Annotated in this window: 14 protein-coding genes; 7 read left to right on the top strand and 7 right to left on the bottom strand. The window is 43.9% G+C overall.

Features of this window, described 5'->3' with window-relative positions:
• Positions 1 to 28: 28 nt before the first annotated feature.
• From PBAL39_RS11860 to PBAL39_RS11850, 3 genes are read right to left on the bottom strand one after another with little or no spacing between them, the layout of a single operon-like run.
• Positions 29 to 688 carry a phosphatidylserine decarboxylase family protein gene (locus tag PBAL39_RS11860; RefSeq protein ID WP_008241656.1) on the bottom strand — a complete coding sequence of 220 codons (660 nt, stop codon included), beginning with the start codon at positions 686 to 688 and terminating at the stop codon, positions 29 to 31.
• A gap of 50 nt (positions 689 to 738) precedes the next feature.
• The gene (hpt, locus tag PBAL39_RS11855) at positions 739 to 1278 is read right to left on the bottom strand and encodes a hypoxanthine phosphoribosyltransferase (protein WP_008241655.1); all 540 of its coding nucleotides are present in this window, start codon (positions 1276 to 1278) and stop codon (positions 739 to 741) included.
• A 20-nt stretch (positions 1279 to 1298) separates the two neighbouring features.
• The gene (locus PBAL39_RS11850) at positions 1299 to 3470 is read right to left on the bottom strand and encodes a transglycosylase domain-containing protein (RefSeq protein ID WP_008241654.1); all 2172 of its coding nucleotides are present in this window, start codon (positions 3468 to 3470) and stop codon (positions 1299 to 1301) included.
• Between the two features lie 119 nt (positions 3471 to 3589).
• Between PBAL39_RS11850 and PBAL39_RS11845 the strand changes: the two genes are divergently transcribed.
• Genes PBAL39_RS11845 through PBAL39_RS11835 form a run of 3 tightly spaced genes read left to right on the top strand, consistent with a single transcriptional unit; the run spans position 3590 to position 5641 of the window.
• A complete protein-coding gene (locus PBAL39_RS11845; protein ID WP_008241653.1) occupies positions 3590 to 4663 on the top strand; it encodes an Mrp/NBP35 family ATP-binding protein in 1074 nt (357 codons plus the stop codon).
• 34 nt (positions 4664 to 4697) lie between these two features.
• Positions 4698 to 4943: a NifU family protein gene (locus PBAL39_RS11840; RefSeq protein WP_039866527.1), complete on the top strand. Its 246-nt coding sequence runs from the start codon at positions 4698 to 4700 to the stop codon at positions 4941 to 4943.
• A gap of 56 nt (positions 4944 to 4999) precedes the next feature.
• Positions 5000 to 5641, top strand: a complete 642-nt coding sequence (locus PBAL39_RS11835; RefSeq protein ID WP_008241651.1) for a hypothetical protein — start codon at positions 5000 to 5002, stop codon at positions 5639 to 5641.
• 5 nt (positions 5642 to 5646) lie between these two features.
• On the opposite strand, the gene def is transcribed toward PBAL39_RS11835, so the two are convergent.
• The 4 genes from def to PBAL39_RS11815 are packed head-to-tail and all read right to left on the bottom strand — an operon-like array spanning position 5647 to position 9641.
• Complete coding sequence (gene def / locus PBAL39_RS11830) at positions 5647 to 6201, bottom strand: peptide deformylase (protein ID WP_008241650.1); 555 nt, start codon at positions 6199 to 6201, stop codon at positions 5647 to 5649.
• Between the two features lie 18 nt (positions 6202 to 6219).
• Positions 6220 to 7449, bottom strand: coding sequence for a pitrilysin family protein (locus PBAL39_RS11825; protein WP_008241649.1), 1230 nt, complete (start codon positions 7447 to 7449; stop codon positions 6220 to 6222).
• Between the two features lie 45 nt (positions 7450 to 7494).
• A complete protein-coding gene (locus tag PBAL39_RS11820) occupies positions 7495 to 8667 on the bottom strand; it encodes a hypothetical protein (protein ID WP_008241648.1) in 1173 nt (390 codons plus the stop codon).
• Entirely contained in the window at positions 8664 to 9641 is a 978-nt protein-coding gene (locus tag PBAL39_RS11815) for a DUF2157 domain-containing protein (protein WP_008241647.1), read from the bottom strand. Before PBAL39_RS11815 ends, PBAL39_RS11820 begins: the two co-directional genes overlap by 4 nt.
• 150 nt (positions 9642 to 9791) lie before the next feature.
• Here PBAL39_RS11815 and htpG point away from each other — a divergent pair, with 150 nt between their 5' ends.
• The 4 genes from htpG to PBAL39_RS11795 all read left to right on the top strand — a co-directional run bounded on the left by htpG (position 9792) and on the right by PBAL39_RS11795 (position 14724).
• Positions 9792 to 11681, top strand: a complete 1890-nt coding sequence (gene htpG / locus PBAL39_RS11810; protein WP_008241646.1) for a molecular chaperone HtpG — start codon at positions 9792 to 9794, stop codon at positions 11679 to 11681.
• Between the two features lie 189 nt (positions 11682 to 11870).
• Positions 11871 to 12569, top strand: coding sequence for a DUF4397 domain-containing protein (locus tag PBAL39_RS11805; protein WP_232282942.1), 699 nt, complete (start codon positions 11871 to 11873; stop codon positions 12567 to 12569).
• 230 nt (positions 12570 to 12799) lie between these two features.
• Complete coding sequence (locus PBAL39_RS11800) at positions 12800 to 13342, top strand: RNA polymerase sigma factor (RefSeq protein WP_232282941.1); 543 nt, start codon at positions 12800 to 12802, stop codon at positions 13340 to 13342.
• 5 nt (positions 13343 to 13347) lie between these two features.
• Positions 13348 to 14724, top strand: a complete 1377-nt coding sequence (locus tag PBAL39_RS11795; protein WP_008241643.1) for an outer membrane beta-barrel protein — start codon at positions 13348 to 13350, stop codon at positions 14722 to 14724.
• Positions 14725 to 15033: the final 309 nt, after the last annotated feature.

Genomic DNA, 15033 nt, shown 5'->3' with positions numbered 1-15033 from the left:
CGGGCCCTTTTTAATATATGGAATAATCTTAGCTAAGCTCACCCAGTACGGTTATCCCGCCTTTTACGACCTGATTTAGTTCTAGGTTAACCTTGGTGCCAATGGGAAGGAAAACATCAACCCTGGAGCCAAATTTGATGAATCCGAATTCTTTACTTTGTTCTACCGCATCACCCTCTTTAACATACCAGACGATGCGTCTCGCCAGGGCACCTGCAATCTGTCTGAATAAGACCGGTGTCCCGTTCTCGTGTTCTACTACCACTGTGGTGCGTTCATTTTCTGTAGATGATTTTGGGTTCCATGCCGCAAGGTATTTTCCCGGGTGGTATTTAAAAAACCGGACAACTCCAGAAATGGGATTTCTGTTGATATGTACATTCACAGGAGACATAAATATTGATACCTGTAACCGTTTATCTTTAAAATATTCACCCTCTTCTGTTTCTTCAATGACAACCACTTTTCCATCCGCAGGACAAATGATCTGGTTGTTATGCATCGTGAAGTTTCTACGTGGGTCTCTAAAGAACTGAAGAACCGTCAGGAACAAAAGGGCTGAAAAAATATAAACCAGCCACCGAAGCCAGGTGATGTCAGCAAATTTATAATCGATAACTGCATTGATGATAAAGATGAAAATTAGTGATATGGCGATGGTAGTATAGCCTTCTTTGTGTATGGTCATTGGTTTTTGGTATATGTTTTTTTGCAAAAATGTGAAAAAAATATAACATTTTAGTCTGTAGCCTTGTAGATGTCCTTTAGATTTCTGCCAAGGCCATTGTAATCCAGTCCGTAGCCAACAACAAATTCGTTAGCGACCTCAAAGCCTACATATTCCAGCTCATCAATAGGGGCCTTCAATGCTGCTGGTTTGAGCAGCAGGGAGCATACTTTCACCGAGGCGGGCTCCTTTATGTAGATTTCTTTCAGGATATGTTCAAGGGTAAAACCGGTATCAACGATGTCTTCCACGAGGATGATGTCCCTTCCCCTGATGTCATCGGACAGGCCCAATATCTCTTTAATTACACCGGTACTTTCTGTATTCTGATAGGAGGCTACGCGGATAAAACCGACCTCACAGGGGATGTCGATTTCTTTCAGCAGGTCGGCCATGAATAGAAAGCTTCCATTCAGCACCCCAATGAATACCGGGCATCGTTTTTCATAGTCTACATTGATTTGTATGGCAATGAGGCGTGTACGCTTTTCAATATTGTCATTTTCAAGCAGAATCTTAAAAGACTTCTCCGCTATTTGAATTGTATTCATATTCGGTTTTTATCGGTGCGTTATGGCTTTTTACCTTGTTCTTCCAGCTGTTTTTTCAGGTCACGTTCTTTCTGACGTTGTTCCTTACGTTCCTGCCTGATTTCTTTCCTGGACTTTTCGACGGTATCAGCCATCGCGGGTTGTCTGGATACCGTGTCTTTTTTTGTGCCGAACAGGCGATCGAAGAGGCTTTTGGACTGATCCTGAGTTTCTATTGCAGGCAGAGGGTCTTCATTATCGAATGCATTGGTGTCAATTGTCGTAGAGTCTGGCAGTAAATATTGTCTGAGTCCTTCGCGGAGCTGGACATTATAGAAGCCATAACCGCTGGTATCGCGAGGTGTAAGTCCGCGGTTGGCCATGATGTTGCCGATGTAGCGGAAATATGGACGCAGGTAGTCTTTCAGGCCACCGTCGCCCCTGAATTTGTATAACGCTATTTTCGGGCGCGGGACAATGTTAGCGAGAAAAATACCTTCTCCGATATTGATATCAGAAGGACGTTTTCCGAAGTAATAACGTGTTGCCTCGCCAATACCATAGACGTTTTGTCCCATTTCAATGATATTGAAATAGACCTCCAGCATTCTATTTTTGCTGATGAGCCGGTTATTTTCAATGAGCCATACGATCAGTATTTCCTCTGCTTTTCTGGCCAGTGTTTTCTGTCTGCTGAGGAATACATTTTTTACCAGTTGCATGGAAATGGTGCTGCCACCGCGAACAAAACGTTTTTCCTTGAAATTTACGGCGATGGATTTTCTTATCGACTCGGAAACAAAGCCCTTATGAGTAAAAAACGAAGGATCTTCAGAAGTAAGGATTGCATTTTTAAAGTTGCTGGATACTTCGGACAGACGGGTGAAGTTCGGGTTGGATGGGCCGATGACGATGTCCCGCATAGGCTTTCCATACTCATACGGCGTATATACAAAGTCCTGATTGATCTTCTGAAGGTTGGTTTTCCCCCACTTCAGGATCTTAAATCCTATAGGTGTAAGCCCGGAGCTAAAGCGGACGCTGTCAGGTTCAGCAGTATCCAGGTAGAAGTTCAGGTCATATTTCACCTGTCCACCTACTTTCAGTCCTTCCAGCGATTCAAAGAGGCCGCCTGGCAACGCGTTCAGCATCTGTTGGGCATCCTGTTCGGGTGCCTGCAGTTTAACCTCGTATATTTTATTTGGGGATAAGGTGTACTTCAGGTAAGGATGAAAACTGGCATTTTTCAGGTATACAGTTGATGCACTATCAAGAGAGACGAAGTTAGTTCCGATCACAATATCAGCATCGATCCTTGCATTGGGTACAGCAATATCGTTTGTTGCGATTCTAGGGTGGTTGACGAGCAAATTAACAACAGACCAGGAGCCTTCAATCCTGAAGTTGCCACCGCTGTAAGCGGCATCTTTCATCTCTGTCCGTACGGTGTCGAAGCTCAACTTTGCATGCAGCTTATGATCCAGGTACGGTAAGGCAACCTTCTTGCCTTCTGCATATAGTCTGACATCGAAATTTTTGTTTCCCGGATTAAGCGTTCCATTGACATGCCAGATGGCTTCAGTATCATTTACCAGAATGGTCGACTGCAATGCACCATCTTCTATAGTGGCGGATGTTGTCAGAAAGCTGAGTTTTGCAGTGTCGTTGTCGTTAATCTTCAGGTGGAAATCTTTCATCGCCATGTTGTCGGGAATCTTATACAAGAGCTGGTTCATCAGGTTATGTGCAAGCTCACTGAGGTCGACTTTAGATTTTTTTTCCGTGCTGTCTTTTTTCTTTCTTTTCAGGAAGAAGTCAAGGTTACTGAGCGAATCTTTGAAGACTACATTCAGGGTTCCCTTATTCAAGTTAACCTCCGACAATTTTACATTGCCAAAAATTAAAGGAAGGAGTTTCACGCCAACAGTAAAATCGTCAATAAGGGCAAGTGTATCGCGTTCTGCGGGAACAACGGATATGTTGCGCATGTGGACTGTGCTCAGGCCGCTGAATCCGGCTTCTCCGATTTTCACTTCCAGGCCATAGCTCTTATCGGCTTTGGCGATGGCTTTTGCCATCATCGATTTGAGCAGGGCCTCTCTTTTGCTGTAAGCCACAGCTCCAAGGATGAAGATCAGGACCAGCAAAACGCCAAACACCCATGAGCCAATTTTTACGTATTTTTTGGGGAAGTTAATTTTCGGAAGATGCATGATTAAAGTAGATAATTAATGCTTAACGTAAAACGTAAATGTTTATTTCGTGTTAAAATTACACTTAAAAAGCCTAAAGTCAATTAATTGTAGCCTTCTTTTGTTAATTTTGGCCAATTATGATTAGTCCAGAACAAGTTCTCTTGGCCTTAAAAAATGTAGAAGATCCTGATCTTAAAAAAGATCTGGTGACGCTGAACATGATTAAGGATCTCAAAATAACAGATAAAAAGGTAAGTTTCACTTTGGAGCTGACCACGCCTGCCTGTCCGATGAAGGACATGCTGAAAAATGCCTGTACCAATGCCATTGTTCATTTGGTAGATCCCGAGGCCGAAGTACACATTGACGTGACCTCCAGGGTCACTAAACCGATGGACATCAGTCAGCTTAAAGACATCAGGAACATTATTCTTGTTTCTTCAGGAAAAGGAGGGGTAGGAAAGTCTACCGTTGCGAGTAACCTGGCTGTATCATTGGCCGCTGACGGAGCGAAGGTGGGGCTGATTGATGCTGACATCTACGGGCCTTCGGTACCTACCATGTTTGACCTGGTAGGAGCCAAACCTAGTGCCAGGGAAACGGAAGGCGGGAAAACATTAATATTGCCGATAGAGAAATACGGCATCAAACTATTGTCGCTGGGCTTTTTTGCTGATCCCGACCAACCAGTGCCATGGCGCGGACCAATGGCTTCCAATGCCATAAAACAGCTTTTTAACGATGCGGACTGGGGTGAACTGGACTACCTTATTGTGGACCTGCCACCGGGTACCGGCGATATACACATTACCATTACCCAAAGTTTCCCGATTGCAGGAGCTGTCATTGTGACCACCCCACAACAGGTGGCGCTTGCAGATACCCGTAAAGGGCTGGCGATGTTCAAGATGCCGTCGATCAATATCCCTGTATTGGGTGTAGTGGAAAATATGGCTTACTTTACGCCTGCAGAACTACCGGAGAATAAATACTATATTTTCGGACAGGATGGCGGTAAGTTACTGGCAAAATCATTTGAGGTACCATTTTTGGGGGAGATTCCTATCGTACAGGGAATTACTGAAGCGGGGGACCGTGGTGCGCCGATCGCACTTGACATACATCACCCGGTGTCTGCAGCGTTTGCATCAATTGCAGGAAGAGTAGCCCAGCAAGTGGCAATTAATAATGCACAATCTGTTAATTGCTAAAAAATTACTATTTTTATACTTTAAAATTACCAAAATGGATTTAACACAACAAGTAGAGCAAGCATTGGAGACCATCAGACCTTACCTGATCGCTGATGGGGGAAATGTGGAAATAGAAGAGATTACGGCGGAGAATGTAGTTAAATTGAAATTATTAGGGAACTGCGGATCCTGCAAGATGAGCTTCATGACCATGAAGGCAGGCATTGAGCAGGCGATCCTGAAGGCTGTACCTCAGATTACATCAGTTGTTGCGGTCAACCTGGCTGAACCTGTTTAGCACGATTTAACACTATTTAACTAGTCGTTGGCGTAATTACCGCTATTTTTGTATATATGAAGTACTCACTGGCCATACTATTATTCTTTATTGCAACTACTGCATTCGCGCAGGAGGTGAAGCAGGATAAGAAACTGATCCAATTTTCCGGTATTATTACGGATGTGGACAGTAATACTGTGGTCCCTTACGTAACGGTGACGAACCTGACCAACAAAAACCAGCTTTATGCCGCGAATTATAAGGGTTATTTTTCCTTTATCGCCCACCCGGGAGACACAATCTTGTACACTGCTGTTGGCTACAGGGATTTGCTCATGCCTATCCCTGCGGTTATTGACGACAGCAAGTATACGGCAATGGTAAAGCTGAAAGCTGACATCATCAACCTGCCAGCCGTTCGGGTGTATCCCTGGGCCACTGTAGAAGAGTTTACACGGGATTTTATGTCAATGAAAATTGCTGATGACGATTACGGGATCGCTTTGAGAAACGTCTCTAAGGCGAGCATCAATGGTATGATCCAGACGCTTCCGCGTGATGCAGGAGAAATTTCAGGTATTAACTTTCGCCTGAATCACGATCGTGCACTCAACAAAAACATGTACCAGACCAATCCGCTGTTAAACCCATTTGCATGGGGTAAGCTAATGCAGTCCATATTTAACGGGGATAAAAGCAGAAGTGAAGGCAACTAAAAAGCTTAGCGCTTTTTATTCGGGAATTTCATCTTGTAATCAACACCCCTTACATTTCCTTTCGAAATGGCGTCCAGTTTGCTCTGGAGCATTCTTTTGCGCAATAAGCTCAGTGTTTCTGTGAAGAGTTTTCCCTGGATGTGGTCGTATTCATGTTGAATGACCCGCGCCAGCATTCCGGTAACTTCCTTTTCATGAAGTTCCCAGTTTTCATCATAATACCTGATGCGGATATTGGGTTTGCGCATCACGTCTTCCCTGATGTCAGGGATGCTCAGGCAACCTTCATTGAAGGCCCACGGTTCTCCATTTTCTTCAAGGATTTCGGCATTGATATATACCCTTTTCACGCCATCTTCATCCTCATCACCGCCTGTATCGATTACAAACAAACGAATCGGCAAGCCAATCTGAGGGGCTGCCAGGCCAACGCCATGCGCATTGTACATGGTCTCAAACATATTGCTGATGAGTTGTTTAAGCTCCGGATAGTCTTGCTCAATTGGGGCACAGACTTTCTTTAAAACCGGATCTCCGTAGGCTACGATAGGTAATTTCATGGTACAAAAGTACAAATATTAGCCTAAAGGATAAAAAGTTAGGCTGTTAAGATTGTTTTCATTCAGCATTTCATTGGAAATATCGGCCATTTCAGACGTGGTGACCTGCTGAATTTTATGAAATACAGTCTCCAGGTTATCGATTTTATCGTAGTCGATCAGGCTCTTGGCCATGGAGATGATCAGTCCAATTCGGTTTTCTTCGCCCAGCGCAATCTGGCCGATCCATTTATTCTTTGCCTTCTGCAGCTGCAACTCCGTCAGCGGATGATCTTTGATCTTTTTAAATTCCTTAAACACAAGGGACATCGCTTTGTCCACTTTCTCTTTGTCTGTACCAAAATACAGTGTGAAAATCCCGCTATCACTGAGCGGACTATATCCGGTTTCTATGGTATAGGCGATGCCGTATTTCTCTCTGATCTGGAGGTTGAGGATAGAACTCATGCCCGTGCCACCCAAAAGATTATTCAGCAGGAGGAAGCCTGTTTTGTAAGGATGGTGTAGTGAATAGGCTTGCATACCTAGCATCGTATGGGCCTGCATAATTGGCTTATTCACTACTAAGTTTTGCAGCGGTGCTTTCCCCGGAGCTTTTCTATCGTTTGAATGCAGGTTTTCGGGAATCTCCCCGTAATATTTATTGCCTATTTTGACCACTTTATTCAGGTGATAATTGCCCAATACGGCAATCACGATCTTGTCCGTATGGTAGTTGTCTGCGATGAACGTCATGATGTCTGCACGCGTGATGGCAGACACGCTTTCTGTGGTACCAAGTATGTTTCTGCCCAAGGGGTGCGCCGAAAATACGATGTCCTCAAAGTCGTCGTAAATGGCTTCTTCAGGTTGATCCAGATACGAAGCGATCTCGTCGAGGACCACACTCTTTTCCTTCTCCATTTCATCTTCCGGGAAGGTAGAGTGAAAAACGATGTCGTTGAACAACTCCAGGGTACGATCCAGGTAGGGATTTAGAAAAGAGGCATGGATGCAGGTATACTCCTTGGTCGTATAGGCATTCAGGTCTGCACCAACACTTTCCAGCCTGTTGAGGATCTGGTTGGTTGTTCTCTTTTCTGTTCTCTTGAAAATCAGGTGCTCTATAAAGTGTGCAAGTCCAGTTTGTTGGGCTGTTTCGTCCCTAGATCCGCTATTAATGATGATGCAGGCATGAGAAATTGCCGATGCTGCCGGGACATGAAGTAATCTGATGCCGTTCGGCAGCGTATGAACATTGTATTCCATTGATCTGCAAAGATACAGACTATTACCCGAAATAGATATTGATTACTAGAAATCTCCGCTGGCGCCGCCGCCGCCAAAGGTCCCCCCGCCAAGCCTGCCCTGGGCTGGAAGGTCGGGCGCAGACATCGTCTCCGCAACAATCAGGGATTCGACTTGGATGTTGTCGATCATACTGCCATCAGATAGTTCTGCAGAGGTAAAGCCATGTTTCGGTGTTTTCAGGTAGCTGATAACGCCGTAGGCAAAAGCCAATAATCCGGCTCCGACAATCGACAGCAACGCCTCTGCAGACATCAGATGGTAGTAATTCCGGAGGGTAAATGCAGCAACTGCAACAAGGATCATCCCGGAGCGCAACAAAAGTTGGTCTTTTCTTTTGATGCCCCATGAGATGTAGGCGATCGGGACTATAAAGGTCCAGGCCCAGAAAAACCAGTACAGGGGAATCTGGCTGTCGGGAGTTAGTCGCTCCTCTACCAGTTCCGTACCGATTTCGCGTACCACGAAATAATTTCCGGCAGCATAACATACCAATAGCGCTACCAGAGAAACCACCTGAAGGCAATTTTTATAATATACAAAAGCCGGATGCTGCCGCATCCGGTCGGCAGCAAGGTATAAAACGGCAGTCAATATTATGATGAGAAAAGGCATGGTCTGCAAAGAATAGAAGCCGATGCGTTGCCATCCGAAGAAAACCAGAAAAACCAGCGCCAGTGTTGAGATAACAGCCATCAGGACATCCGCAAAACGTAATGTATAGTATGTTGCCAGGAGGAAGACGAAACCTGACACAGCTAGGTCGCCATAAGCATTGAGTATGGAATCTGAAGACCAGAGCATACCAGTGAGGATCAGTCCCCCGGAGGTCCATATCAATGCGTCATCTACTCCCGAACGGAAATGTTTTTTCTCCCTCACCATGAATTCAAGGGCAACATAAGCGATGATGCCGAGAAAAAAAAGATAAGCAGGTGACTCCAGCATCCTGGAATTCATCATGATGAGGCTGATCAGGCCACCTGAAAAAGCCGCGATCACGAGGGTAAGGAGAAAAAGGCCAATCCTGATGAAGAGGTTCGGCGTATAGAATCCAACGGGATACCTCAGTTTCACCTGCTCGAATTCATCCCGGGTAACCTCACCGAGGTTAAGCGCCCGTTCCACCTGTTCCTGGATATTTTCGTTGACCAGCCAATCTTTATTGAAAATGATCATGATGTTTTTACTTTTTTGTTGAGGTATTTCAATATCCTGATCATGCCAATTGCCGAGCAGATAAAGTAGATGAAACACAAGTAGAAAGATGCAATATTATCATTCAGTAGCATCACGCGGATCAGCAATGCTGACACTGAGATATAGGCATAGAGGGTTACCAGCAGCAAGAAATAAAAAGACCTGTGTTTCATGGCATCTGTATAGGCGTAATAGCCTGCCAAAAAGGTGATAAATAGCCAGAGTACAGATCCGGGTCTATCATAATTGTAGAAATAACCTGCGAGGATAGAAATGAAGCTCAGGTGTGTGGCGAAGTGCATATAGGTAAACCAGAAGTGCGGTTTGAATAGGCACCTGTCACTAAGAAAAGCAATAGCCATCAGAAAAAAGCCGAGGAATAAGCCTGTCAGGATCAGGTTGTCGTTGCCCCAAGCTGTATAGAGCAGGGATGTGGGGCTAATGGAAAGTCCTAGCCAGACACCCAGGTTGGTAATGGCCATGCTGAGGATCCCAAGGTGGTCGAAGGCATAAGCTACATAAAAAAGCACGACCATGGGAATAAATGTGGCCAGGCCATAGGCAGTGCCGAAGATGGTATATTGAAACTGAAGGTAGCCGAGAAAGCTTAAAAAGCTGAGACAGGCCAGGAGCAGGATATAGTCAAACCAGGCGTTTGAAACGGTCACCCGGGTTTTGCTGAAAGGCTTTTTGTGTTTGAAGCAATAAAAAAAGCAGCTCCCACTGATGGCGGCGATGGCAGCAATGATGACCTGGTGGCCGATCGTATCTATGTTTTTATAGATGAGGATACCCAAACCGGTGCTGAGCAGCATGACGCCCAGATAAAGTAATGTTTTCAGTTCCCAATGGAGGGAAAATAAGGGGTTCTGTCGTTTGCTGCGGATGCGCTCCAGCGATTCCTTGCTGATGCATCCTTCTTCAAACAGTTTTTCATAAAGATCAGTATTCATGATCAAAAGGGTTAATTCACAGGAGGATCAAGTATAAGAAATTATTTCATCTGATTTTCTTATTTAGGAGATAAACTGTCAATTTGACAAGATGCCGTGTTTGGAATAGGCATTGATAGTGTCGCTATGTACTTAAAAATGAGTTAACATATGAGCATAGAAGAAAAAGGAACCATTTCCATTCACACGGAGAACATTTTCCCGATCATCAAAAAATTCCTGTATTCAGACAATGAGATTTTCCTTCGTGAGCTGGTGTCAAATGCCGTTGATGCGGTACAAAAAATAAAACGCCTTGCCGCATTGGGCCAGTATAACGGTGAACTAGGTGATCTCCTGGTAGAAGTAGCCCTTGACGAAGAAAATAAAACCATCACCATTTCCGATAATGGGCTGGGTATGACTGCAGAAGAAATAAAAAAATATATCAATCAGGTGGCTTTCTCGGGTGCCAGCGAATTTGTAGAGAAGTTTAAGGATGCAAAAGATGCAAATGAGATCATCGGTAAATTCGGCCTTGGCTTCTACTCTGCTTTCATGGTGTCTGATCTCGTGGAAATCCAAACCCTGTCTTATCAGGATGGAGCTGAGGCTGCAAGGTGGGTATGTGACGGAAGTACTGAGTTTGAAATTACTCCTGGAAACAGAAGCAGCAGAGGAACAACTATTATTCTTCATGTGAATGCTGAATCAGAGGAATTCCTGAGTAAAAATAAGCTTGAGGAGATCCTGGACAAATATGGCAAATTCCTTCCTGTACCGATTAAATTCGGCACGAAAACGGAACAGGTGCCGGATGGGGAAGATGAAGAAGGAAAACCAAAAACCACTGCTGTAGAAGTCGACAACATCATCAATACCACAAACCCAATCTGGACAAAGGCACCTGCAGATTTGTCAGACGAAGATTATTTGTCGTTCTACAAACAGCTCTATCCGTTTTCGGAGGACCCTTTGTTCTGGATCCACCTGAACGTAGATTATCCATTTAACCTGACGGGTGTATTGTACTTCCCGAAAGTGAAGAACGATTTTGATATGCAGCGCAACAAAATCAAATTGTTTTCCAGACAAGTATTCATTACCGATGAGGTGAAGGACATTGTTCCAGAATTCCTGATGTTGCTGCATGGTGTAATCGACTCACCGGATATTCCACTGAATGTTTCCAGAAGTTTCCTTCAGGCAGATAGCAACGTAAAGAAAATCAACAGTTACATTACCAAAAAGGTAGCGGACAAACTTCAGGAACTTTTCAATAAGGACCGCAAGTCTTATGAAGAAAAATGGGGCGATATTGGTTTGTTTGTGAAATACGGCTTGGTGAGTGAAGATAAGTTCTATGATAAAGCCAAAGACTTTGTCTTGCTGACCAATACTAAAAAAGAAAACTTTACCCTGGAAGAATATAAAGATAAGGTAAAGGACTTTCAAACCGACAAAAATGGGCAGGTAGTGTATTTGTATGCCACTGATCCCGCGAAACAGGATAGCTTCATCCAGTCGGCAAATAAAAAAAACTACGATGTGCTGTTGATGAACTCACCGATTGACAATCACTTCATCAATCATATGGAGAGCAAGCTGGAGAAGACGCAGTTGAAACGTGTGGATTCTGCAGTTGCAGATAAGCTGATTGAAAAAGATGAGGCGATTGAGTCTGTGCTTACAGAAGAGCAAAGCAAAAAGGTAACTGAGATCTTTGAGAAAGCAATAACCAAAGCGGGAATGCACGTGGAGGTAGTCGGTTTAAATCCGGAAGAGCTCCCGGTAACGGTTACTATGGACGAGTTTATGCGCCGGATGAAAGATATGGCGCAGATGGGTGGTGGCATGGGCTTTTATGGCAATATGCCGGACAACTATAAGGTGGCCATCAATGGGAACCATAAGCTGATTGGAAAGATCCTGGCCAGCTCAAATGAAGAAGAGCAAGGAACTTTAGCCAAACAGGCAGTTGACCTGGCGCTTCTTGCACAGGGGATGCTGACCGGCGCGGAGCTGACTGCTTTTGTCAGCAGAAGTGTTGATCTGATTTAAATAACAACAATTGAATTCAAAAAAGCTCCCTGCATCTGATGCAGGGAGCTTTTTTGTTTTATTATCGTATTGATATAAAAAAAGATTAACCCGCTGTAGCGTTTCAAAAGGTCTTCCCGTTTTAAAAGAAAAAGAGTTGATGGCCGTTGACTAAGTAACTTTATTAAACTAAATAATCAATCGATGAAAATGTCAAACAATTTCAAAAATATATCTAAAGCATTTGTTGGGGTGCTTACTTTATCTGCTGTATTGGTAGCTTGTTCAAAAGACACCACTGAGCCGATTCAGCTGGCAGGATTAAATGTGATCAATGCGAGTGCTGAGGCTACTAAATATGACTTTATTGTAGACAACACCAAGGCTAATGAGAAGGACTTTCAGTACAATAGTCAGCTTGGCTATCTTAACCTGTATCCTGGATTGAGAAGAATCGGTATTGTTGAAAAAGGAAAAACAGCTTTCCTGCTGAGTAAACAGGAAACATTCTCGCCAGGCGTGGCTTACTCTGTATTCATTGCAGATACACTAAGCAAAAGGACTTTCGTTAAAGTGGAGGATGACCTTACGGCACCAACGGGAGAAAAAGCTAAAATTCGTTTTGTGAATTTGAGCCCTGATGCACCTGCGCTGAGCCTGGGCATCAATGGAGCTGCAACAGACCTGTTTACTGGAAAAGCATATAAAGAGTCAACTGCATTTGTTGAAGTAGAACCTGGAGCAAGCATTAATTTCGAAGTGAAAAATGCGGCAAAAACTGTTGTGGCTACTTTGCCTGCGACTAAAATTGAAAAGGGCCTGATCTATACCATTTGGGCAAAAGGATTTAATGGTACTGTTGCTGCAGACAGTCTAAAAATGGCAGCGAAAATATACACACACAAATAAAAACACTGATTAACTATCTAAATCTGGCTGGCCCTGCGCATGGGGCTGGCTTTTTTTTAAATCAGGCATAATTGCTAAATTTACAATTCTATTGATAACCAATAAATTATAAGTAGATCCGAATGAGAATTGGGATCGTCTTTTGCGATATCAGGTATATGATCAACTTACAAAATCCTTAATGGTGTTAACAAAGAATGCTCAGGTTTAAGGAGGTTTTAGCAGGATGTTTGAAAAACGACAACAAGAGTAAGGAAGTGGTCTATAAATCATTTTATGGCTATCTAATGGGCGTAGTTTTTCGTTACGTTAGCGATAGGAATGATGCTGAGGAGTTGGTTAACGACAGTTTCATTAAGATTTTTAAAAATCTTTCTCAGTTTGCGCATCCGCGGGATGAAGACGCACTGACCAAAGCCTTTAAAGGATGGATCGCAAAGATCTCGTCCCGTACCGCCATTGACTTTATCCGGAGCCGGAGAGCCCTGGTTTATATGGATGATTTTACTGAAGCGGAGCAACCAATTACGGAGTGGAATGCCTTGACGAAATTAAATGTTCAGGACATCCTTCGCTTGTTGAATGGATTGCCTGAGTTGCACCGGCTGGTATTCAACTTATATGAAATTGAGGGGTATGCGCATGATGAGATTGCAAAATTGCTCAGCATTCCCGAGAGCTCGAGCAGGGTCTATTTAACCAGGGCAAAACAAAAATTAAGGGTGCTGTATTCGAATACCTCAGTTGGAACTTATGGAACAGAATTAATCTAGAGGGGATGAAAAAGAGGAACGAAAAGGGCATTAAACCTATTGAAAATATGAAGTCGCCAGAAGACGAATTTATAGCGCATATCAGTGCGCAGCTTCATGCACACGAAGAACAATATCTTGCTGGAGCATGGGAGCGGTTTAATCAGAAGGATGAGGAGCGTCGTGTGCTGCCTTTATGGCTGAGGTATGTGACGGGGGCTGCGGCGGTGTTATTCGTGGGATTTGGTGTTGCACTATACAGTTACATGAAAACGGAGCACCCGGTATCGGTGGTCAACAATAGCAACAATCCTGCATATCCTAAGGTTGAATTAGCACCTCAGCCTCCGCGGGAGTCTTCAGGAAAATTTGGTACACCGCCTGCGCCGGAAACTAATCCTATGGCATCAAGCACTGTTGAAATGGCTAAACCCAATGATGCCGCAATTCTATCAGCGTCAGCTCATCACAGAACCACATCATCAGAAAGCATTGTTGGGCTGCCGGAAAAGGCTGCCGGAATAGAAGGAGCTAAAAATCAGCTGGCTGCCAATGTGAATCAGCCGCTGGCTGTCAGCGCGAAGTTTCCTGTGCAAAAAACAGACATAGAGTTGGACTTACCATTGGAGATGAAAGGTAAGAACACCACATCCCCTGCATCGGCTACTCAGAAGAAGGATCCCGTCAAACAAAGTTTTGAAGAGTTCCTGAAAGCAGAAAGCATTAAACCGCAGCCCATGATGGCCAAAACGACAAAGCAGCAGGATAAATGGGAGGTTGGTGTGATGGTGGCCCCTTCATTCGGGAATGCCAAAAAGATCAATATGGGGTATGGCCTGAGTATGGCTTATGCACTTTCCGACAAGGTTTCTATCAGTTCAGGACTTGCTTACAATGAGATGGGAGCGTCGAAAGAGAACATCGGCAATGGCGGCGCATCAGATGCCCCCGTTATGACTTCTCTGGCCAGCAGCACGAGATCATTGCAATCCGTTGATGCCCGTTTAACAGGAATTGACATCCCTTTGGAGATCCGATACCGGTTTAATAAAAAGCTTTATGCCAATGCCGGTCTATCTGCATTTGCGGTGCTCAACCAGCGTCAGCAGAATAATTTCATTGAGAACAACGTGGAAACGGTGCCATCCGACTTCACCGGAGGGAATACTGCAACTTTTCGTACGATGGTGGTCAGCCGCAGAGTATCAGAAACGGTACCGAAGGATGAGGTCAAGGAAGATCAGTATCTTGGATTTTACAATTTCTCTTTTGGCTATCAGCAGAAGGTATTCGGTGGCAAATCGTTTGCTGTTGAACCTTTTGTTAAGCTGCCCATCAAACAGTTCACACGTGAAAATTTATACCTGATCGGGACCGGACTAAAGTTGAAGTTTGATTTTTAGATCTTCGATAATCTGAAGCTATAGCGTTGATAATGAAAAAATTATTCTATAATCTTGTTTTTGCGAAGCGCTTTAATCAGCGCTTTATTTTTTTATAATAAAACGTAACAATAGGACGGGGCGATGATTGCATTTTTAGTTTAAATCCTGGAAGAGGATAGCTGGTTCATCATATTAATCTGCAGATGTATCCTTTATTTTTAGGTTCAAAATGGTGGTTCTAATGCTGTTTTCGGAAATTGTAAGCAGCTATAATCCATTTGTTTAGGACAACGATTCTTTTGCGTTAAGCCACTTTATTTTATTGTG

The organism is Pedobacter sp. BAL39 (assembly GCF_000170795.1).
Taxonomy (GTDB): Bacteria; Bacteroidota; Bacteroidia; order Sphingobacteriales; family Sphingobacteriaceae; genus Pedobacter.
This window is presented reverse-complemented; position numbering and strand designations above follow the sequence as displayed.